At 74.2% G+C, this 20,354-nt stretch carries 16 protein-coding genes; 6 read left to right on the top strand and 10 right to left on the bottom strand.

Going from position 1 to position 20,354, the window contains the following annotated elements; all coding sequences use genetic code 11:
- Position 1: 1 nt before the first annotated feature.
- On the bottom strand, positions 2-703 hold the full coding sequence (locus ACZ592_RS31350) for a GntR family transcriptional regulator (protein ID WP_471585049.1): 702 nt from the start codon (positions 701-703) through the stop codon (positions 2-4).
- Between the two features lie 161 nt (positions 704-864).
- Here ACZ592_RS31350 and ACZ592_RS31345 point away from each other — a divergent pair, with 161 nt between their 5' ends.
- From ACZ592_RS31345 to ACZ592_RS31335, 3 genes are all read left to right on the top strand, one after another.
- A complete protein-coding gene (locus ACZ592_RS31345; protein WP_471585048.1) occupies positions 865-2,331 on the top strand; it encodes an NCS1 family nucleobase:cation symporter-1 in 1,467 nt (488 codons plus the stop codon).
- On the top strand, positions 2,331-3,071 hold the full coding sequence (locus tag ACZ592_RS31340) for an aspartate/glutamate racemase family protein (protein ID WP_471585047.1): 741 nt from the start codon (positions 2,331-2,333) through the stop codon (positions 3,069-3,071). The genes ACZ592_RS31345 and ACZ592_RS31340 overlap by 1 nt, the downstream gene beginning before the upstream one ends.
- A 183-nt stretch (positions 3,072-3,254) precedes the next feature.
- Complete coding sequence (locus ACZ592_RS31335) at positions 3,255-4,241, top strand: glycoside hydrolase family 6 protein (protein ID WP_471585046.1); 987 nt, start codon at positions 3,255-3,257, stop codon at positions 4,239-4,241.
- A gap of 16 nt (positions 4,242-4,257) precedes the next feature.
- Here the strand turns inward: ACZ592_RS31335 and ACZ592_RS31330 are convergent, their stop codons facing one another.
- From ACZ592_RS31330 to ACZ592_RS31320, 3 genes are read right to left on the bottom strand one after another with little or no spacing between them, the layout of a single operon-like run.
- The gene (locus tag ACZ592_RS31330; protein ID WP_471585045.1) at positions 4,258-5,367 is read right to left on the bottom strand and encodes a TolB-like translocation protein; all 1,110 of its coding nucleotides are present in this window, start codon (positions 5,365-5,367) and stop codon (positions 4,258-4,260) included.
- Positions 5,364-6,734 (bottom strand): MFS transporter, encoded by a 1,371-nt coding sequence (locus ACZ592_RS31325; protein ID WP_471585044.1) that lies wholly within the window; start codon positions 6,732-6,734, stop codon positions 5,364-5,366. Before ACZ592_RS31325 ends, ACZ592_RS31330 begins: the two co-directional genes overlap by 4 nt.
- Before the next feature lie 19 nt (positions 6,735-6,753).
- Positions 6,754-7,731 (bottom strand): metallophosphoesterase family protein, encoded by a 978-nt coding sequence (locus ACZ592_RS31320; protein WP_471585043.1) that lies wholly within the window; start codon positions 7,729-7,731, stop codon positions 6,754-6,756.
- Positions 7,732-8,047: 316 nt separating this feature from the next.
- On the opposite strand from ACZ592_RS31320, the gene ACZ592_RS31315 reads away from it, so the two are divergent.
- The 3 genes from ACZ592_RS31315 to ACZ592_RS31305 all read left to right on the top strand — a co-directional run bounded on the left by ACZ592_RS31315 (position 8,048) and on the right by ACZ592_RS31305 (position 13,333).
- Entirely contained in the window at positions 8,048-11,062 is a 3,015-nt protein-coding gene (locus ACZ592_RS31315) for a DEAD/DEAH box helicase (protein WP_471585042.1), read from the top strand.
- A 125-nt stretch (positions 11,063-11,187) separates the two neighbouring features.
- Positions 11,188-12,756, top strand: coding sequence for an SWIM zinc finger family protein (locus ACZ592_RS31310; RefSeq protein WP_471585041.1), 1,569 nt, complete (start codon positions 11,188-11,190; stop codon positions 12,754-12,756).
- A gap of 136 nt (positions 12,757-12,892) precedes the next feature.
- Positions 12,893-13,333: a hypothetical protein gene (locus ACZ592_RS31305; protein ID WP_471585040.1), complete on the top strand. Its 441-nt coding sequence runs from the start codon at positions 12,893-12,895 to the stop codon at positions 13,331-13,333.
- 38 nt (positions 13,334-13,371) lie between these two features.
- Here the strand turns inward: ACZ592_RS31305 and ACZ592_RS31300 are convergent, their stop codons facing one another.
- From ACZ592_RS31300 to ACZ592_RS31275, 6 genes are all read right to left on the bottom strand, one after another.
- Positions 13,372-13,863, bottom strand: a complete 492-nt coding sequence (locus tag ACZ592_RS31300; RefSeq protein ID WP_471585039.1) for a DUF3574 domain-containing protein — start codon at positions 13,861-13,863, stop codon at positions 13,372-13,374.
- A 167-nt stretch (positions 13,864-14,030) separates the two neighbouring features.
- Positions 14,031-14,474, bottom strand: coding sequence for a 2'-5' RNA ligase family protein (locus ACZ592_RS31295; RefSeq protein WP_471585038.1), 444 nt, complete (start codon positions 14,472-14,474; stop codon positions 14,031-14,033).
- Between the two features lie 271 nt (positions 14,475-14,745).
- The gene (locus tag ACZ592_RS31290; protein WP_471585037.1) at positions 14,746-15,294 is read right to left on the bottom strand and encodes a heme-binding beta-barrel domain-containing protein; all 549 of its coding nucleotides are present in this window, start codon (positions 15,292-15,294) and stop codon (positions 14,746-14,748) included.
- Positions 15,295-15,602: 308 nt separating this feature from the next.
- Positions 15,603-18,722, bottom strand: coding sequence for a helix-turn-helix transcriptional regulator (locus ACZ592_RS31285; RefSeq protein ID WP_471585110.1), 3,120 nt, complete (start codon positions 18,720-18,722; stop codon positions 15,603-15,605).
- An 89-nt stretch (positions 18,723-18,811) separates the two neighbouring features.
- Positions 18,812-19,108 (bottom strand): hypothetical protein, encoded by a 297-nt coding sequence (locus ACZ592_RS31280; protein ID WP_471585036.1) that lies wholly within the window; start codon positions 19,106-19,108, stop codon positions 18,812-18,814.
- Between the two features lie 208 nt (positions 19,109-19,316).
- The gene (locus ACZ592_RS31275) at positions 19,317-20,273 is read right to left on the bottom strand and encodes an endonuclease/exonuclease/phosphatase family protein (protein ID WP_471585035.1); all 957 of its coding nucleotides are present in this window, start codon (positions 20,271-20,273) and stop codon (positions 19,317-19,319) included.
- Positions 20,274-20,354: the final 81 nt, after the last annotated feature.

Here is a 20,354-nt window from a genome sequence, read left to right as displayed (position 1 = left end):
CTCAGGCGTCGGGCGGGGCACCGGGCGGGCCGTGCCGGCCGTCGTCGGCCGAGAGGCCGTCGCCGAAGAGGTGGCGCAGCGTCGACGCGTGGTTCGTGCGCACGTGCGCCAAGGCGTGCGCCCGCGCCCGCTCCGCGTCGCCGGACGCCACCGCCTCGTACAGCTCGCGGTGCTCGGCCAGCAGGTGCGTCCACTCCTCGTTGCGCCGGGTCATCCAGCGCAGGCGGCCGTCGACCGGTTCCATCACCGAGGTGAGCAGGGAGTTGCCCGCCATCGCGAGGATGCGGTCGTGGAAGCGGGTGTTGATGTCCGTGATGGCCTCGGCGTCCTCCGTGCGCGTCGCCTTCGCGGCCCGGCCGAGCAGGGACTTCAGCTCGGCGAGACCCTCCCGGGTGGCCCGCTCCGCGGCGCGCCCGGCGGCGTAGACCTCCAACGCCTCGCGCAGCTCGAAGAGTTCGGTCACATCGGTGCGGGTCAGCCGGCGCACCACGGTCCTGCGCGGGGTCTCGAAGGTGACGAAGCCCTCGGCGACCAGGGCGCGGACCGCCTCGCGCACCGGGACCCTGGACACCCCGAAGCGGTCGGCGAGTTCGCGCTCCACCAGCCGGTCGCCCGGGCCGAGGCGCCCGGCGATGATCTCCTGCCGCAGCTCGGCGAGCACGCGTTCGCGTACGGCACCCAGCGGCTGCTCCACGGTCGTCATGGTGTCTATCATCGCCGAACCCCGCATCGATTTACCGATTCGTCACCGCCCGGACATTGCCGGGCGCCGTTGGTGGCGGGAACATGACCACACCTTTGGTATACCAAATCTTGGTATACCAAAGGGAGTCGCCGCACCTCCGTCCCCCGCCAGGAGGCCCCGTGTCCCTCGACCAACGCGCAGCAGCCCCCGCCTTCGTGCCCGACCCCCGCCTCACCAACGAAGACCTCGCCCCCACCGCCGAACGCAAGTGGAAGGTCTTCGACCTGTTCGCCCTGTGGATGTCCGACGTCCACAACCTCGGCAACTACACCTTCGCCGCAGGGCTGTTGGTGCTCGGCCTCAACGTCTGGCAGATCTTCACCTCGCTCCTCGTCGGCTTCGTGCTGATCTACGCGGGCATGAACCTGATGGGGCGCGTCGGCCAGCGCCACGGCGTGCCGTTCCCCGTCGTCAGCCGCATCAGCTTCGGCGTCTGGGGCGCCAACATCCCCGCCCTCATCCGGGCCGTGATCGCCATCATGTGGTACGGCATCCAGACCTATCTGGCCTCCATCGCCGTCAACGTCATGCTGATCGCGGCCTTCCCGGGCCTGGAGTCGTGGACCGAGCACTCCTTCCTCGGGCTGCACGCCCTCGGCTGGTGCTCGTTCGTCGCGCTCTGGCTGGTCCAGGGGCTGATCATGACGCAGGGCATGGAGGCCGTACGCAAGTTCCAGGACTTCTGCGGGCCCGCCATCTGGGTCGTGATGATCGCCCTCGCGCTCTGGATCCTCGCCAAGGCGGGCTGGACGATCTCGCTCACCTCGACCCCGCACCCCGTCTCCACCGGCGAGCAGGTGCGGCAGTGGTTCGGCGCGATCGGCCTGATCCTCGCCACCTACGGCACCCTGATGCTCAACTTCTGCGACTTCTCGCGCTTCGCCCCCGACTACCGCACCGTCAAGCGCGGCAACTTCTGGGGCCTGCCCATCAACTCGACGGCCTTCGTGATCCTCTCCGTGATCGTCACGGCGGGCAGCCTGGAGGTCTTCGGCAAGGCCATCACCGACCCCGCCGAACTCGTCGCCGAGATCGGCAACACCTGGGTGCTGGTCTTCGGCGCGCTCACCTTCGCCGTCGCCACGATGGGCGTGAACATCGTCGCCAACTTCGTCTCGCCCGCCTACGACCTGGCCAACGTCTGGCCGCAGAAGATCACCTTCAAGACCGGCGGGATCATCTCCACGGTCGCCGCGCTGCTCGTCACGCCGTGGAACCTCTACTCCAACCCCACCGTCGTCAACTACTTCCTCGGCGGCCTCGGCGCCTTCCTCGGACCGCTGTTCGGGATCATCGCGGTCGACTACTACTGGGTGAAGCGCGGGCGCATCGACGCGGCGGCGCTGTTCACGGCCGAGCCGGGATCCGCGTACTACTACACCAAGGGCGTGAACCCCAGGGCGCTGTGGGCCTTCCTGCCGACGGCGGGCATGGCGGCCGTCTGCGCGCTCGTACCGTTCTTCGACACCGTCGCGCCCTACTCGTGGTTCATCGGGACCGCGACGGCCGCCCTCCTGTACGCGGCACTGTGCCGCTCCGAACGGGCCGTCGGCGCCGCCGACGCGGCCGGCGGGACGGAGGCCTGATGCACATCGTCGTCACCAACTGCAACACGACACGGTCGATGACCGCCGAGATCGTGCGGGGCGCCGGGGCCGCGGCCTCCCCCGGCACCACGGTCACCGGCCTCACCCCCGCCTGGGGCGTCGAGTCCGCGGAGGGCTGGCTCGACAGCTACCTCTCGGCCGCCGCCGTCCTGGACACCCTGCGCACGCACCAGGAGTCCGGGGAGCCGTACGACGCCGTGGTCATGGCCGGATTCGGCGAGCACGGCCGCGAGGGCGCCAGGGAACTCCTGGACGTACCCGTCGTCGACATCACCGAGGCCGCCGCCCACCTGGCCTGCCTGCTCGGCCGGCGGTACGGCGTCGTCACCACCCTCGACCGCGCCCGCGGCCAGATCGAGGACAGCCTGCACGCGGCGGGCGTCGCCCAGCACTGCGCCGCCGTCGTCGGCACCGGGCTCGGCGTCCTGGACCTCGGCGACGAGGAGCGGACCCTGCGCGCCTTCCTGCGCGCCGCCGAGCGCACCAGGGACGCGGGGGCCGAGGTCCTCGTCCTCGGGTGCGCGGGGATGACCGGGCTGCAGCGGACCGTCGGAGAGAGGCTCGGCATGCCGGTCGTGGACGGCGTCGGGGCGGCCGTCCGGCTCGCCGAGTCGCTCGTCGGACTGGGCCTGACGACGAGCCGCGTCGGCGGTTACGCCAAACCCCTGCCCAAGGGCCGCACTTGGGGGCCGGGGTGCTCGGGACCGCCGTCGGAGTGATTTATGGGTGAACCGCCCCCGCCCCGGCGGAGGTGTGCGCCGCCGGTGGGGCGGGGCGCCCGCACACTCCGGGGAACGCGCCGGGCCCGACCGGCGCCGAGCCTCTGGAGCCGCCCGGTGTCCCCGTCGTCCTCCCGCCGTCCGCGTCCCGGTTCCCGCCGTGCCGGGGCCGCCTCCCGGGCGGTGGCCCGGACCGTCGTCGCCGCCGCGCTCCTCCTGGGCGCGGCGGCGACCGGCTGCGCGCAGGAGACCGACGCGCGCGCCGCGTACGCGGCCCCGGCCCCCGCGGGCGCCTCGGCCCCCGCCTTCTGGGTCGATCCGCACACCGCCGCCGCCGGACAGGTCGCACGCTGGCGGCGCGAGGGCCGCGCCGCCGACGCCCGTCTCCTCGGGCGCATCGCGGGGCGCCCCCAGGCCACCTGGCTGTACGCCAACGGGCCCGGCGCCGTCGTACGGGCCCGTGTCGAGGCGGCGGCGAGAGCGCGGCGCACCGCCGTCCTCGTCGCCTACTTCATCCCGCACCGCGACTGCGGCGCCTACTCCTCGGGCGGCGCCCGCGACGCCGCCCACTACCGCCAGTGGATCGACGGCTTCGCCTCGGGCCTCGGCACCCGGGGCGCGTACGTGATCGTGGAACCGGACGCCGTCGCGCAACTGGTGGCGGGCTGCGCGCACGCGAACGCGGCCGAGCGGTACGGACTGCTGGCCTACGCGGTCCAGCGCCTCAAGCGCCACCCGAACACCAAGGTGTACCTCGACGCGGGGAACGCGGGCTGGATCCCCGACGCGCGCCGCCTGGTCGGCCCACTGCGCCGCGCCGGCATCGCCCGCGCCGACGGCTTCGCGCTGAACGTCTCCAACTACCTGACGAACAAGGTCAGTTCGGACTACGGTCACCGGCTCGTCAAGGAACTCGGCGGCGCCAAGCACTTCGTCATCGACAGCAGCCGCAACGGCAACGGCCCCTACCGGGGAGCCGAGGCCTGGTGCAACCCGCCGGGCCGCGCCCTCGGCACCCCGCCCACCGCCCGCACCGGCGTCCCCTCGCTCGACGCCTACCTGTGGGTCAAGCGGCCCGGCGAGTCCGACGGGACGTGCAGGGGCGGGCCGCGGGCCGGTCAGTGGTGGCCGGAGTACGCCCTGGGCCTCGCGAAGCGGGCCCGCGGGTAGCGCCCCGCCCGGCGCCTCAGCGCACCGCCGCCGGTGAACTCCCGCCCCGTACCCGCAGGACGGGCCTGCCCGAGCCGTCGGCGGGCGTCGACCAGACGTCCTGCTTGCGGCCGTCCCGACCCGGCAGCGCGTACGCGAGGGTGTCGTCGTCCAGCCAGGCGGCCTGGTCGTCGACACCGCGCGACTCGGCCAGCGGGTGTTCGCGCATCGTCCGCAGGTCGAGGACGTACAGCCGCCAGGGGTCCCGAGTCCCCTTCCGTACCCGCTTCTTGAAGGCGAGCCGGGTGTTGTCGGGGGAGAGCGAGGGACACTCGACGTTCGAACGCAGGGTGGTCGCCGCCCACTTCTTCATGTCGCCGCGCACGAGGTGGGTCCGGCCCTTGGTCGAGACGGTCGCGTAGAAGCGGTTGTCGTCCTTCGCGAAGGTCACGCCCCAGTAGTTGACGTCGGGCGCGTGGTAGCGGCGGCCGTCGAGGGTGAGGGGGATCTCCTCCATGTTCTTGATCAGGTAGCCGGTGCGGGTGTCCAGGATCGAGGTGCGGGTGGAGAAGGACGAGCCCGCGTAGGAGTCGCCGGTGGCGAACATCGTCCAGGACAGCATCCGGCCCGACGCCGAGACGCGCGCCCGGTTGGGGATGCCGGTGAGCGCGATCCGGCGCTTCTCGCGGAGGCGGCCGTCCAGGACCACGGCGTACGACTTGGGCGGGATCCCGGCCCTGCGCTGCAGGCACAGGCCGGTGCCCGCGGCGGCGTAGAAGCGCTCGCAGGAGGGTCCGCCGGTGGTGCGCGTGTCCTCGGCGGAGGTCCCGCCGGGGGGCTTGCCCGGTGACGGCACGCGGGCGACCCGGCCCGCGCCCGCCTCCGTGCTGCGGAAGTAGAGGTGCCCCCGGTCGAGGGCGAACTCCGAGGCGGCGTCGGCCGATGAGGCGCGCCCGGCCGCGTGCAGGGTGTACGCCACGGCGACGCCCGCGAGGACGGCGGCGGCCACGGTGACGGCCACGACACGGGAGCGGAGGGAGGAGCGGGGTGAGGAGCGGGGTGAGGAGCGAGGGGACGGGAGGGGGCCGTGCGGCTCGGTCGCGCCCGGGTCGGCGCGCCGGCCGGTGCCGGCGGTGGACGAGGTCATGAGCGCCTTTCGGAGGGCTCGGAGGGCTCGGAGGGCTCGGAGGGCTCGGACGGTTCGGAGGGCAAGGAGGCTGCGGCGGTACCGGCGGTACCGGCGGGCTTCGCGGGCTCGGCGGCCGGAAGCAGGACGGCCGCCCCGCCCAGCGCCGCGGTCAGCGCGAGCGCCGCGCAGGTCAGCGCGGGCCCCACGCCCCACAGCGTCCAGGCCGCGCCGAACCCGGCGGCGGCAAGCAGCCGGGCCAGGGCCTGCCCGGTCTGGAGCACGGCCATGCCGCTCGCCCGCCGGTCCTCGGCGACCACCGGGGCGACCAGGGCCATCAGGACGCCGTCGGTGGCCGCGTAGAAGACCCCGAGCAGCAGCAGTACGCCGATGAGCAGCGGCCAGCCGTCGGTGGGCGAGAGCAGCAGGAGGTAGCCGCCGAGGAGTGCCACGTGCCCCGCGAGGAACGGCACGCGCCGCCCCGTGCGGTCGGCGAGCCGGCCTGCCGGGATTGCGAGCAGCAGGTAGACGGCGGCGGAGCCCAGCGGCAGCAGCGGGAACCACGAGACCGCGAAGTCCAGCCGCCGCTGCAGGAGGAGGTAGAGGAACGCGTCGCCGATGGTGGCCGCGCCGAGCAGCGCGGCCGCGACGAGGACGCGCCGGAAGGCGGGGACGCGGAGCAGGCCGAGCGCGCCGCCCCGGGCGGCGGGGGGCCGCGCCGCCCGGGGCGCGGCGGACGAGTCCAGGTGGCCCGGGACGAACGCGACCAGCATCAGCACGCCGAGCAGCCCGAAGCAGAAGCTGACCACGAACACGGCGTCGTAGGCGTCCGCGGTCGCCCACAGCAGCGCGAACGCGGCGAGCGGACCGAGCAGCGCGCCCGTCGTGTCCATCGCCCGGTGCACACCGAAGGCGCGGCCCAGCGCGTCGGGCGGGCTGCTCAGTGAGATGAGTGCGTCACGCGGTGCGGTGCGCACGCCCTTGCCGACGCGGTCGGCGGCGAGCGCCGCGCCGATCCCGGCGGTGGCGCCGCCCGCGAGCAGCAGCCCGAGCCGGGACAGGGCGGACAGCGCGTAGCCGCCGCCCGCCACCAGCTTGTGCCGCTCGCCTCGGTCGGCGGCGTACCCGCCGGCCAGCCGCACCAGCGCGGTGACGCCGTTGTAGAGCCCGTCGAGGAATCCGAACTGGAGGGGGGAAAGGCCGAGTTGGAGGACGAAGTAGAGCGGCAGGACGGCGGTGACCATCTCGGAGGAGATGTCCGTGACCAGGCTGACCGCGCCCAGCGCGAGGACGGGGCCCGCGACGCGGCCGCGCCGGGCCCCGGACCGCTCCGGGGTCGTGGCGGCCGCGTCGCCCTTGGTGACCGCGCCGGTGGAAGCGAGGTACATCGCAGCGCTCCGGCCGGGCTCAGCGGCAGGAGTAGGACGGGCTGGTGTCCTTCGTCGAGCCGTCGGTGGCGAGCAGGTTCCAGGAGAACCCGGTGTCGGTGAAGTTCAGCTTGACGACGCCGAAGGTGTCCGTGATCCGCTTCTGGCTGTTGGGCTGGACCTCCTCGATGTCGTACGGGTTGGCGCCGCCCATGCCGCCGAGCAGTTCGACGATGCCGTTGGCGTCGGCCTTGCCGTCGGGGTTCTGTGGCGCGAACCGCTCGTAGTGGTGGTCGTGGCCGTTCAGGACGAGCTCGGCCTTGTTGTCGTAGAGCAGCTTCCAGACGGGGCGGCTCACCGGGTCGTTGCCGTGCTCGCCGGAGGAGTAGAGCGGGTGGTGCCAGTACGCGGCCACGCACTTCTTGGAGTTGGCGGCGAGATCGTCCTTGAGCCAGTCCGTCTGCGCGTCGTCGTCGAAGCTGTTGGAGTCGAGCGCGACGAAGTGCCAGTTGCCCTGGTCGAAGCTGTAGTAGCTCTTGCCGTCGGGGTAGGCGACGGAGCCGAAGTAGGACTTGTAGCCCTTGAGCGCGCCCGCGGGGTCGTAGGTCTCGTGGTTGCCGGGGACGGGCCGCGTCTTGCTCTTGAAGGCGCCCCAGGACTTGTCGTAGTAGTTCTGGAAGTCCTTCAGGCGCGCGTCGTCGTACTGGTTGTCGCCCATGGTCATGACGAAGGACGGGTTGATCTGCTTGACCAGGGCGGCGGTCTTGGGGTGCTTGCAGCTGCTGCTGCTCGCGGTGCACTGCTCGGCGATGTCACCCGCGGCGACCGCCGTGAAGCCCGCCCGGGACGCGGCGGTGGGGGAGGCGTCGGCCTCCTCGGCCGGTGACCAGAGCAGCACACCGCCGACGAGCGCGAGCGAGGCGCCCGCGGCCACCGGGATGCCCCAACGGGCCTTCTTCTTACGGGAGTTCGTGCCGGAGTTCGTGCCGGAGTCCATGACGCGGGGGGTGGGCGACATGCCTGTCTCCTCGGTTGGCGTGGGGGTGCCGTGCCGTCTCGGGGGAATCCTGGCGATGCGGCATGTGCGCGTCAAGAACTCGGGATGAATTATTGTTAGGAAACTTTCCTTCCAGTGTTCACGCAGACCTTGGCCGGAAGGGGTTGCCCGGGGCGTGGCGGCCGTGAGCGCCATGAGCGCCGGGGCGCGGTGGGCGCTGCGGTGGCCGTGCTCGTCGTGGCCGCCCCGGGGATGTCAGTGGTCTCGCCTAGGGTTGGCGGTCCAGGGAGCGGTCCCGGGACAGGCGGTGTGAGCAGGGGCGAGTGAGGCGGGCGGCATGACGGCGGAGACGGCGACGGGAGCGGCGGCGCAGGCCGCGGCCGACGGTGCGCTCCTCGTGCGCTCGTGCGCCGCCGTCTTCCTGCCCGCGGAGGTTCCCCGGGAGGGCCGGATCGCCTTCTGGCGGCCGGACGGCGGTGAGCTGCCGGAGCGGGCCGGTGACCGGGTGGACGGCCGGGGTGACGAGCCGGGTGTGCGCGGTGACCTCCTCGTCGCCCGCAAGCACGGCAAGGGTGCCCGCGGCCGCACCGTGCCCGCGGTCCACCTGCCGGTCGCCGACGCCGTGCCGCTGCTGCTGCGCGCCGAGCGCCCGCACCCCGCCGCGGCCTGCTGGCGCGCGGCCGCCCGGCACGCGCTGCACCTGGCGGCGCGGGGCAGGCTGCTGCCCGGACTGACGGCGGGGGACGAGGACGCGTGGCGGGCGGGACCGCTGGACGAGACCGACGTCGCCCAGCTGCGGGCCATCGCCTCTGCACTGCCCGCCGAGGCGCACGCGGTGCCGCTGCCGGGGCCGGGGCCACTGCAGGTGCCCCAGCCGTTCGCCCTGGTCAGAGCCTTCGTCGACGCGGTGGTCGACGTACTGCCGCGGACCCCGGCGGCCGCGTACGCGGTCGGCGCTCCCTTCGCCGCCCGCGAGCCGCAGCGGCTGCCCGGCGCGCGCGAGTGGGCGGCCGAGGTCGCCGCCGGGATGGACGCGGGGGTGCGCGTCTCGCTCCGCCTCGACCTGCGGGCGCACGAGGTGTTCGACGTGGGGGAGGGGGAGGGGAGTTCCGGGCGTGCGGAGAGCTCCGGGGATGCGGTGGGTGCCGGGTCCGCCCGGTCCGCCGGTGGTGCCGAAGGCGCGCGGGGCGGCGCCTCCGGTGCGGAGGTCTCGCGCGCCTCCGTGGCCAGCCCGGCCGCCGCCGTCGTGCAGGTGCACAGCCTCGCCGACCCGGCACTCGTGACGGACGTGCCTGGCCTGTGGGCAGGCACCGACCACTTCGGGCCACGCGCCCGCGTCGACACCCTGCTCGCGCTGCGCCGCGCGGCCCGTGTCTGGCCGCCGCTCGGCAGACTCCTCGAGCGGCCGCGCCCGGACGTACTCCCGCTGAGCGAGGAGGAGTTGTACGACCTGCTCGGCGCGGCGGCCGGCCGGCTCGGCGCCGCGGGAGTGGCCGTGCTCTGGCCCAAGGAGCTGACCCGGGGCCTTACCGCCACCGCCGTCGTCCGCCCGGCCCCCGGCACCGCCGCCGACAACTTCGACTTCTTCAAGACCGAGCAACTCCTCGAATTCCGCTGGCAGGTGGCGCTCGGCGGCCACGAGGAGCCGCTGACCGACGCGGAGCTCGACGTGCTCGCGGAGGCCCACCGGCCCGTCGTCCGCCTCCGCGACCAGTGGGTCCTGGTCGACCCCGAGCTCGTCCGCAAGGCACGCAAGCGGGACCTCGGGCTGCTCGACCCGGTGGACGCCCTCTCGGTCGCGCTCACCGGCACGGCCGAGGTCGACGGCGAGCGGGTGCCCGCCGTGCCCGTCGGCGCGCTGGCCCGGCTGCGCGAGCGCGTGACCGGTGACCTCGACGTTCCGGTCCAGCCGCCCGGCCTGCACGCCACCCTGCGCGACTACCAGCTCAGGGGCCTGGCCTGGCTCGACCGCATGACATCGCTCGGCCTCGGCGGCTGCCTCGCCGACGACATGGGGCTCGGCAAGACGATCACGCTGATCGCCCTCCACCTCCACCGGGCGCACCCGGCGCCCACCCTCGTCGTCTGCCCCGCCTCGCTGCTCGGCAACTGGCAGCGGGAGATCGAGCGGTTCGCGCCCGGCGTGCCGGTGCGCCGCTTCCACGGCACGGGCCGCACCCTCAGGGGCCTGGACGTCCAGGGCGGCTTCGTCCTCACCACGTACGGCACGATGCGCACGAGCGCGCCCGAACTGGCCGCGCAGCGCTGGGGGTTGGTGGTCGCGGACGAGGCGCAGCACGTCAAGAACCCGCACGCGGCGACGGCGAAGGCGCTGCGCACGATCCCCGCACCGGCCAGGGTCGCGCTCACCGGCACCCCCGTGGAGAACAACCTCTCCGAGCTGTGGGCCCTGCTCGACTGGACGACCCCCGGCCTGCTCGGCCCCCTGAAGGCGTTCCGTGCCCGCCACGCCCGCCTGGTGGAGGGCGGCGAGACGGCCGAGAACGACGACGCGCTGGACCGCCTTGCCCGGCTGGTGCGCCCCTTCCTCCTGCGCCGCAAGAAGTCGGACCCCGGGATCGCCCCCGAGCTCCCGCCGAAGACGGAGACCGACCACCCGGTCACCCTCACCCGCGAACAGACCTCGCTGTACGAGGCGGTGGTGCGCGAGACGCTGGCCCGCATCGAGGCGTCGGACGGCATGGCCCGCCGCGGCCTGGTGATGAAGCTCCTGACCGCCCTGAAGCAGATCTGCAACCACCCGGCGCAATACCTGAAGGACGGCACACTCACCACCCGCACGGGCCGCCCCCGCTCGGGCAAGCTGGAACTGCTCGACGAACTCCTCGACACGATCCTCGCCGAGTCGGAGAGCGCCGGCGCGGTCCTGGTCTTCACGCAGTACGTGGAGATGGCTCGCCTCCTGGAGACGCATCTGGCCGCGCGTGGCATCGCCACCCAGCTCCTGCACGGCGGCACCCCGGTCGCGCGACGCGAACAGATGGTGGACCGCTTCCAGTCGGGCGAGGTCCCCGTCTTCCTCCTCTCGCTGAAGGCGGCGGGTACGGGACTGAACCTGACCAGGGCGGGCCACGTGATCCACTACGACCGCTGGTGGAACCCGGCGGTCGAGGAGCAGGCCACCGACCGCGCGTACCGCATCGGCCAGACCCAGCCGGTCCAGGTCCACCGCCTGGTCACCGAAGGAACGGTCGAGGACCGCATCGCCGAACTCCTCGCCGCGAAGCAGGCGTTGGCGGACGCGGTGCTCGGCGACGGCGGCGAGGCGGCGCTCACGGAACTGTCGGACGCGGACCTGGCCGACCTGGTGTCGCTGAGGAGGACGACGTGAACGGGCGGGGCGGACCGGGTCGGGGCGGAGCCGGGCGGGGCGACGCCGGCCGAGGGGCCGGACAGGGCGGCTCGGGCCGGGCGGCGGGCTCCGGCCGCGGGGGCGGCCTCGGCTGGGCCAGCGGGATGAGCGAGACGAGCCGCATGGGCAGCGGCCGCGTCTTCCCCGCCCTGCCGGCGCACCCCGACCCCAAGGCGCCCTTCGCCGCGTCCTGGTGGGGGAACGCCTGGATCGACGCGCTGGAGGAGAGCGCCCTGGACCAGGCCCGCCTGTCCCGCGGCCGTACGTACGCGCGCGAGGGCGCCGTCGACACGATCACCGTCGCGCCGGGCCGCATCGTCGCATACGTGCACGGCAGCCGCCCCCGCCCCTACCGCGCGGAGATCCGCCTCCGCACGATGCTTCCCGAACACTGGGACCGCTTCCTGGACGCGGTGGCGACGGATCCCGCGCACATCGCGGCGCTCCTCGACAAGGAGATGCCGCACGCGCTGGCCGACGCGGCGACCCGCGCGGACGTCCCGCTCCTGCCCGCAGGCCGCGAACTGGCCCCGTCCTGCACCTGCCCCGACCGAGGCCACCCCTGCAAGCACGCGGCAGCCCTGGCCTACCAGACGGCCCGCCTCCTGGACGCCGACCCCTTCGTCCTCCTGCTGCTGCGCGGCGGCGAGGAGCAGGACCTCCTGGACGAGCTGTCCCGCAGGAACACCCGACGGGCGGCGGAGGAGGCGGCGGACGAACTCCGCGCGGACCGGCACCGGCACCGGCGGCAGGCGTCGGGTGTCGGCCCGGAGTCGGCGTCGCCGGCCCCGCCCCAGGAGCCGGAGCTGTCACCGACACCGTCGCCGGAAGCGGCGGGCTGCACGGAAGAGCCCGGCCCCGGGGAAGCGCTCGGCCCTGCGGATGCGCCCAGTTCCGCGGAATCGCTCAGCCACGTGGAGGAGCCCGGCAGACCCGCGGCATCGCCCAGCCCCGCGGAAGGACCCGGCAGCCCCACCCACAGCACCCACCCCACCAATCCCACCCACAACACCCACCCCACGAACCCCGCCCCCACCCTCCCCGGCCTCCTGGCCCGGGAGGCCCTGGCCACGGAGTACCGCTCCCCGCTCCCCGCCCCGCTCGCGCCCCCGCCCCGCCCGGGAGAACCCCCGGTGCTCCCCTCCCTCTCCGGCGCTCCCGACCCGACGGCCCTGGAGTTCCTGGTCACGGACGCGGCGGCGCGGGCGCACGCGTTCCTCACGGCGGGCGCGGATCCCTTCACCGCCACGTCGCCTTGGCACGACGCGGTCCGTCTCGCGGCCTCGCACCCCGGCCTCACGGGCCGCCGCACGTTCAGCCGCCAATTCGCCGAACTGGCCAGGTCGGTGGGGAGCACCCCCGCGGACCTGTCCCGCGCGGCGGCCTCCTGGCGTCAGGGCGGCGAGGAGGGGCTGACGGTCCTGGAATCCCCCTGGGACCCTCCGGCGGGCCCCTTCGATCGCGCGCGCGGCGCCCTGGTGGCGGCGGACCTCCCCCGCATGACGATCCACCGCAACCACCTCACGAACGCGGAGGGCACGCTCCAGCTCCGCTACGGCCACGACGGCCGCTGGTACCCGTACGAGAGCGAGCCGGGCGCCGACGACTGGTGGCCCGAGGGTGAGGCGGACGCGGATCCGGTGGGCGCGGTGACGGGGATGACGGAGGCTTAACCCGCGCGGTCATCGGCAGAGCGAGCCCTCGTCGGAGCAGGCTTTTGTCGCGAACGACCCAGCCCGCACCCAGTTCCCGCCGCGGAGCGTTACGGTGAGGTCCCTGGACGCGGAGCGGGTGGAGCAAGGAGGAGCTGTGGAGCCTGAGTTGGCGGCGCTGGCTGCGGCGGGGGCGACGGCGCTCGTGCAGCAGATGGTCACCGACGGCTGGGCGCGGGCGCGGGACGGGGTCGCCCGGCTCTTCGCGCGCGGCGGCGGCGACGAGGACGTCCTCGTCGGAGAGCTGGAGGAGGCGCGTGCCGAGGTCGTCGCCGCGCGGGACGCGGGGGACGAGGAGGCCGCGGGTGATGTGCGGACGGAGTGGCGTTCGCGGCTTCGGCGCAGGCTCGCGGCCGACGAAGGAGCCGTCGCCGAACTGCGGGCGTTGCTGGCCGAGTTGGACCCGGAGGGTGAGGCGGGCGCGGGCCGGGACGGTGGCACGTACAACACCATCAACGGCGGTGAGTACCACGGCACCGTGATCATGGCGCGGTCCGTCGGTGACGTGCACGGCGGCGGCAGCAGCAACAGGCGGTAACGTCACGGCTGTTGCCCCCTTGTCCGGCCCGCCTCACCTCAGAAGTCGACGCGCGTCCGCTCGTCGAGGCGCGCCACCGAGTCCTGGGCGAACGCCTTCTCGTAGTCGCTGCGGATCTCCTCGATCCGGACGTCCCGCTTGTGCGCCTCGGTCGTCGGGTACAGCAGGATCAGCTCGTACGAACGCTCCCGCTCGATCTTGCCGTTGGAGTCACGCCACTGCCCGCGCCCGTCCTGGATCGTCAGCCCGTCGGGGAAGCCCGGCGTGACCTCCTTGTCGATGAAGGCCATGAACTGCTTGTCGGTGACCGCGGGACCGCCGTCGGGCCGTTCCGTGCCGAAGAAGAGCCGGGTCTCCGTGAAGGGCTTGCCCCGGGCGACCGTCGAGGCGGCGGCCGGCTCGGCCGCGCGCGCCGCGCCGTCGTCGTCCAGCGACGCGTACGCGGCGGGCGCGCCGACGGCGAGCACGGTGGTGGCGGCCACGGCGACGGCGAGGCGGGTGCCGGAGACGCGGGGGAGAGTGAGAGCCACGGTGTTCCCTTTCGGGGAGGGGTACGGGTCGGCTCCCGTGTCGTCCGCGGGAGCCGTAGATCCATAACGGCGGCAAACCGTAGCGGACACGCCCGCGCCTGATGCCCTTCTTCATGCGGTACGGCCTGATTGGCCCGCACCGTTTTCACGCGCGTGTGGCCCGCCCGTCACACGACCCGGAGATCACCGGCTCCCAGCCGGTACTCCGCGACGTCCCGCCAGCCCGTGCCCGCCCCGTCCGTCGCGATCAGCTGGACGGCGCTCACCCGGCTGACCAGGGGCAGCCGCGGGGCCAGCCGGGACTCCAGGACGTCGTAGGCCGCTTCGTACGTGTCCGGGCCCTCGTGGTTCGCGAGGGTGAGATGAGGTGCCGGCGGCGGGCTGAAGATGCCGCGGTAGGGGACGGCCTCCGGCCAGCGGTTCGTGAGCGTCGCGGTGAGGGCGCGTACGGGAGCGTCGGGGGACGGCGGGAGATAGAGGACGCCCGGAAAGCGGCGGAACACGCCGAACGTGAGCGTGAAGGGGGCCTGAGCGGCGAAGAGTTCCGTCAGCTCGGCATGGGTGGCCGGGGTGAAACAGGACTCGTTCAGGAACGGGTAGAGCACTGTCACGTGGGCCGGGAAGCCGGCCTGCACCAGCGGATTCGCCTCGGGGATGCGGAGGGTCAGGGCCGTGTCGCCGGGGAGGTCGGGCCAGCCGCCCGCCTCCGACGCGCGGGGGACCGACGCTCTACCCGTCCCCTGCGCTCCACCTGCCCCTCGGACCCCTCGCGTCCCTCGTGCCTCTCGCGTGCCACGCGTCTCTGCTTCGGTGCTCACAGCGCGCCATCGTGCCACGGGCGTTCGACCACCCGTACGGCTGCGGTCGGCCGTGACCAGGTGGTCAGCCGCGGTTCTCGCGGTGCAGGCGGGCCGAGAGGTGGTGCTGCAGAGGCTGGTCCACCGCGGCCATGTCGTGGCTGAAGGTGAGCGTGTCGGCGTCGGTCAGGGTGTAGCGGCGGCGGGTGGCGGTGACGTCCTTGGCGGTGGGCGCGAGGGCCACCTCGTGCGTGGACAGGTCGACCGTTCCGTCGCCCGCGCTGCCGACCGCGATCTCCGCGATGCCGGTGGGCTGGGTGACCAGCGCCTCCACGCGGCCGTCCGGCTGCAGCCGCCACCAGCCGCTCTCCCGCGCCGCGGGGCGCAACGGCACCCCGTCCGGGCCGATCAGCCAGGCACGGGCCTCGTAGCGGAGGAAGGGCCGGCCGTCATGGCTGAAGGTGACTTCCTGCTCGTACGTGAAGTCGTCGGGGAGCGTCGGGTACTGGCCGCGCCCCTGACCGCGCCACGTGCCCAGGAGCCCGAGCACGGGCGCGAGCAACGCGTGCGGTGCGGGCGCCGCGTCCGGGCCATGGGCGTCGGGGTACGGAAGCTCCGCTGCGGGGTCGAACACGGTGAGGACTCCTGGGGGTCGGATCGGGGATGGTGGAGCGGATCGGGGCTGTGGGGCAGGGAGCAGCTTAGGGGGCGTACGGGACGGGCGGGGGCGGGGAGGGGCGAGGAGGTGGCGGGGCGCGAAGAAGCGTGGTGCGCCGGCGGAGGAGGCTGCGGCGGCAGGTCTCCGGGCGACCCCACGGCCCCACACCTCTGGACCGCACACCCCACGGCCCCACACCTCTTGGCCGTACACCCCACGGCCTCACACCTCTTGGCCCCACACCTCTTGGCCGTACGCCCCGAGCGGTGCCGCCCGGCGCCGCCTCACGCGTCGAAGACGCCCAGCCGGTGCGCGATGGCCGCCGCCTCCCCGCGGCCCGAAGCGCCCAGCTTGGCCAGGATGTTGGAGACGTGCACGCTCGCCGTCTTGGGCGAGATGAACAGTTCCTGCGCGATCTGCCGGTTGCTGCGTCCCGCGGCGACCAGCCGCAGCACGTCCCGTTCCCGGGCTGTCAGCCCCAAGGACGCCGTCGGTGTGGGCGGGGTCTCCTCGGCGCCGTGGCGCAGCGGGATCCTGGCGCGGCCCGCCAGCGTGGTGATCTCCGTTCCGAGCGGCACCGCGCCCAGCTCGCGCGCCACCGCCGCGGCCTCCCGCAGCAGTTCACCGGCGGCCTCGCGGGATCCGGCGCCGCCCTGGGTGACCAGGGCCTCCGCGAGCCGCAGCCGGGCGGTGGCCCGCAGCGCAGGGGCCTCCAACTCCTCGCTGACGGCGACGGCCTCCGTCCAGCGCGCGGTGGCGTCCCCGCCCTCGGCGGTGAGCAGCTCGGCCTCGGTCATCATGGACTGCGCCGCCCACAGCGGTGCGAACACGGGCTGGCCCCGCATCGCCCCGCGGATCCGCTCCACCGCGGCCTCGCGCCCCGGCTCGGCCACCGCGAGCCCGCGGGCCCGTGCCTCCGCCGCGGCGGCCTCGTACAGCAGCGGCCAGCCGTAACGCTGGTGGGCGGGGGCGATGGCGTCGCCGACCGCCGTTTCGAGGAGGGCGCGGACGTCGAGGATCCGTCCGTCGGCCGCCGCCAGCGCGATGGCGACCCGGGCCATGGCAAGGGTGTGCTGCGGCTCCGGGTGGGGTCCCGTGGTCCAGCCGTCGGACTCCTTCAGCCGCAGCAGGGCGTCGCCGTACGCGCCCCTGGCCAGGGCCAGTTCGGCCCGCAGTCCGGCGATCTGCCCCCGGGTGCGCAGGCTCACCCCGCGCCGGCCGTCGGCCCGGTCGAGCGCTGCGGCGGCGTCCGCCCAGCGGCCGAGGTGGGTGAGGGATTCGGCGAGGTTGGCGTCGACGAACGAGGCGGTGTCCGGCAGCCCGTGCCGCTCGGCGAGCGTGCTGCCCGCCGCGCCGACCTCGACGGCCTCCGTGTAGCGGCCGAGGCCGTGCAGTGCGGTGGACAGGTTGCCGTAGCCGCGCAGCAGGACGTTGGCGTTGCCCGGCTCCAGCCGCTGGGCGCACACGTCGCGGGCCTGCCGGAGCCCTCCCTCGATGTCGCCCGAGTCGATGACGAGCCAGGCAAGGGTGTGCCGCGCGGTGATGCCGGTGACCTCGGCGCCCGTCACCCGGCAGAGTTCCGCCGCCTGTTCCGCGGTCCTGATGGCGGTCGGCCCCGGTTGGTGCACGGCGTACCAGTGCGCCGCGTGCGTCAGCACGTCGGCGTGCACGACGGACGGCGGCAGTCCCTTCACCAACTGCTGCGCGTGGGCGATCTCGTCCCAGCCGTCGGAGCGGGACAGGTCGCGCATCAGCTGGTAGCGCTCGATCCAGAACCAGGCCGCGCGAAGCCGGTCGTCGTCGCTTCGGGTGGCGCCGGGAGTCTGAACGGTGCCCGTCTCACCCGGAGCGCAGCCGGGAGTACGGGCGAGGGCCTCGCTGTCCGGAGCGGAGCCGAGAGGGCGCGGAAGACCGCCCTCCAGCGTGCGCAGCGCCCGGTTGCAGAGGGCGAGCGCCCGCTCTCGCTCTCCCGTGAGGCGCGCGGCGACGGTGATCGCGGCGAGCAGGTCCACGAAGTCCCCCGGCATGTCCGGGGAGACGGCCGGGCACAGGCCGTCGTCGAGACCTTGCCGCATCGTGCGGCGGCGCAGCTCCTCGGGCGTGTCGTCCCACAGCTCCAACGCCCGCTCCAGCAGGTGGAGTTGCTCGGCGAAGGCGAGCCGGCCGCGGGCGGCGGCCGCCGCGGCGATCACGGCGGGCAGCGCCTTCGCGGGGTCGCGGGCGTCGAACCAGTAACCGGCGAGGCGGCCGGGCCGCTCCTCGGAGCGTACGAGCGTGGGGTCGGCCTCCAGCGCCTCCGCGTAGCGGCGGTTGAGCCGGGAGCGTTCGCTGGGCAGCAGGTCGCCGGCCACGGCCTCGCGCATCAGGGCATGCCGGAAGCGGAAGGACTCGCCCTCGTCGGAGGGCTGCAGGACGGCCGTGCCGACAGCGGTGCGCAGGACCTCGATCAGCTCGTCCTCGGGGAGGCCCGTGACGGTGGCGAGGAGCCGGAACTCCACTTCGGAGCCGCCCTCGGCGGCGATCCGCACCACGCGCCGCACCGTGTCCGGCAGCGCCTCGACCCGGACGAGCAGCAGGTCGCGCAGGGAGTCGCTGAGGCCGCCCGGGGAGCCTTCGAGGATGCTGCGGGACAGCTCCTCGACGAAGAACGCGTTGCCCTCGGAGCGGGCGAACACCCGGTCGAGGACCTGCTCGGGCGGCGCCTCGCCGCGGATCGCGGCGAGCTGGCCGCGGACCTCCGCACGGTCGAAGCGGAGCAGTTCGAGGCTGGTGACGGTGTGCAGGCGCTCGTACTCGGCGAGGGCGGACCGCAGCGGGTGACGGCGGTGCAGGTCGTCGGCGCGGTAGGTGGCGAGGATGAGCACGCGGCTGACGGTGAGGGCGCGCAGCAGATAGCTGAGCAGTTCGCGGGTGGAACGGTCGGCCCAGTGCAGGTCTTCGAGGACCAGGACGAGGGGCCGGTCGGCGGCGAGGCGTTCGAGGAGGCGGACGGTGAGTTCGAAGAGCCGGGTGCGGCCGTCGGCCTCCGGGCGGCCCCCGTCCATCTCGCCGAGCTCGGGCAGCAGCCGGGCGAGTTCGCCCTCCTGACCGGCGACGGCGGCGTCGAACTCCGCGCCGAGCCGGCGGCGCAGCGAGCGGAGGGCGGCCGCGACCGGGTGGTACGGCAGGGCGTCGGCGCCGGTCTCGACGCAGCCCCCGAGGGCGACGACGGCCCCGTCCTCGGCGGCCCGGGCGAGGAACTCCTGCAGCAGCCGCGTCTTGCCGACACCGGCCTCGCCGCCCACGAAGAGGGCACGGGGCTCCCCGGCGTCCGCCCGGGACAGGGCCTCGCCGAGGATGGTCAGTTCGGCGCCGCGGCCGATGAAGACGGGACTTGTGTGACTGCTCTGCACAACGCCGAGCATCGCATGCCGTACGAGGAGCGGGACAACGGTTTCGGCGTCGGTGGGGACCGCCGAGGCCGGGGGCGCGACCGCGTGACGCCCCTGTTCCGTCACGCGGTGCGTCCGTAGTGCTCGCGGCCGTGGCGCCCGGAGGAACCGCCGGTGTGCCCGTGCCCCCGACGGAAGAGGCTGCCGCGCCTGCCGCGCCTGCCGCGCCTGCTGCGGTTGTCATGGCTGGGGGTGCTGTCGGGGTCGGCGGTGCTGTGGGGGCCGGTGGTGCTTTCAGCGGCGGCACGGGCCGACTTCGCGGCCCGCTCGGCCCGCTCGGCCCGGCGCGTCAGGCGCCGCCGCGCGGCGCGGGAGAGGATCTCGGCCTGGCGGGCGGTCTGGAAGTCGTGGTGCATCATGACGGTCTCCTTGGACGGGGAACGAGCCGGTGGTCTCTTCTGCCGTGCTTCCAGCGTCGTCCCCGAGGTGGCACCGCCACATCGGGAGGCCTGCGCATCTCGCGGGGCGAGGGGGTGCCCTAGACCTCGGGCCAGGGGGCCTTAGGACGCCTTCGTGACGCCTCCGGGCCGGCACGGCCCCTGCCCCACACCCCTACCGACACCACCCCTAGGGCTGGATCCGTATCCACACCGGCGCGTGATCCGACCCCGCCGCGTCCCTGCGCACGGCCGGGTCCCCGTCTTCCACGGACGGCAGCGCGGACGCCGTCGCGCCCGTCGCGCCCGTGCCCGCACCCCGTACCTGGTCCAGGAGGCCCCGGCTGACCAGGACGTGGTCGATGAGTTCGCGGCGGCCCGCGTGGATGCGGGAGAAGCGCTGGGCGGGCGGGATCAGCGGGGCAACGTTCCACAGCCGGGCCGTGTCGCCCCTGTCGGGCCGGTCGTGGCCGGGCGTGCCGATCTCGGAGCCGGGCGGGCCGAGGAGGAGCTGTGTCGTCGCCGCCCCGGCCTCGTCGTTGAGGTCGCCGAGCACGGCGACCCGGTGTTCCCGGCCGTCGCCGTGCAGCAGCCGGTCGGCGACGGCGCGCACCACGGTCGCCTCGGCCGTGCGGCGGTACAGGGCGTAGGCGCCGACCCGCGCTCGTTCGCCCTCGTCGCGGGGCTGGAAGCGGCCGCCCGGGTAGGTGAGCAGCTTCGACTTGAGGTGGCAGACGACCGTGTCGAAGAAGAACGCCCGCGTCGTCACCGTCACCGCGAGGACCCCGCGTCCGGCCCGCCCCGCCGTCCGGCCCGTGTCGTCGGCCTGCACCGGCCGCAGCCGCTCGGGGAAGGCGTTCTCGTCGGCCTGGACGGACACCGGGACGCTGGTGAGGAAGCCGACCCGGATGCCCCGGTCGTCCGCGTGCTCGGAGAGCGTGACGTGCCAGGTGCCCTCCAGCATTCCCGCCAGGTCCTCCAGGGCGGCCGGGTCGCCGACCTCCTGCACGCCGAGGACGCCCGGCCGCAGCGCGGTGACCGTCGCCGCGAGCGAGGCCAGCTTCGCCTCGTAGGCCGCTTTGTCCCTGGGGCCGAACGGTCCGCCGGGCCGGTAGAGGTTCTCCAGGTTCCAGGTACCGATGATCATGGCCGCCTCCCTCGTCCGTCCCCCTCGGCCGATCGGCGGGTGAGGTCAGCGTGCCCGCGAAACCGTCCCCGCGACAGGGCC

This window comes from Streptomyces sp. NPDC040622 (genome assembly GCF_055593965.1).
Note: the sequence above shows the minus strand (reverse complement) of the source record. Positions and strands in the feature narration are given on the sequence as shown.

What these genes read in the sequence shown, in the direction of transcription:
- ACZ592_RS31285 (WP_471585110.1), bottom strand. Translation starts at nt 18,722, where the DNA reads ATGCTCGGCGTTGTGCAGAGCAGTCACACAAGTCCCGTCTTCATCGGC.
- ACZ592_RS31280 (WP_471585036.1), bottom strand. Translation starts at nt 19,108, where the DNA reads ATGATGCACCACGACTTCCAGACCGCCCGCCAGGCCGAGATCCTCTCC.
- ACZ592_RS31275 (WP_471585035.1), bottom strand. Translation starts at nt 20,273, where the DNA reads ATGATCATCGGTACCTGGAACCTGGAGAACCTCTACCGGCCCGGCGGA.
- ACZ592_RS31315 (WP_471585042.1), top strand. Translation starts at nt 8,048, where the DNA reads ATGACGGCGGAGACGGCGACGGGAGCGGCGGCGCAGGCCGCGGCCGAC.
- ACZ592_RS31320 (WP_471585043.1), bottom strand. Translation starts at nt 7,731, where the DNA reads ATGTCGCCCACCCCCCGCGTCATGGACTCCGGCACGAACTCCGGCACG.
- ACZ592_RS31330 (WP_471585045.1), bottom strand. Translation starts at nt 5,367, where the DNA reads ATGACCTCGTCCACCGCCGGCACCGGCCGGCGCGCCGACCCGGGCGCG.
- ACZ592_RS31325 (WP_471585044.1), bottom strand. Translation starts at nt 6,734, where the DNA reads ATGTACCTCGCTTCCACCGGCGCGGTCACCAAGGGCGACGCGGCCGCC.
- ACZ592_RS31310 (WP_471585041.1), top strand. Translation starts at nt 11,188, where the DNA reads ATGAGCGAGACGAGCCGCATGGGCAGCGGCCGCGTCTTCCCCGCCCTG.
- ACZ592_RS31350 (WP_471585049.1), bottom strand. Translation starts at nt 703, where the DNA reads ATGACGACCGTGGAGCAGCCGCTGGGTGCCGTACGCGAACGCGTGCTC.
- ACZ592_RS31340 (WP_471585047.1), top strand. Translation starts at nt 2,331, where the DNA reads ATGCACATCGTCGTCACCAACTGCAACACGACACGGTCGATGACCGCC.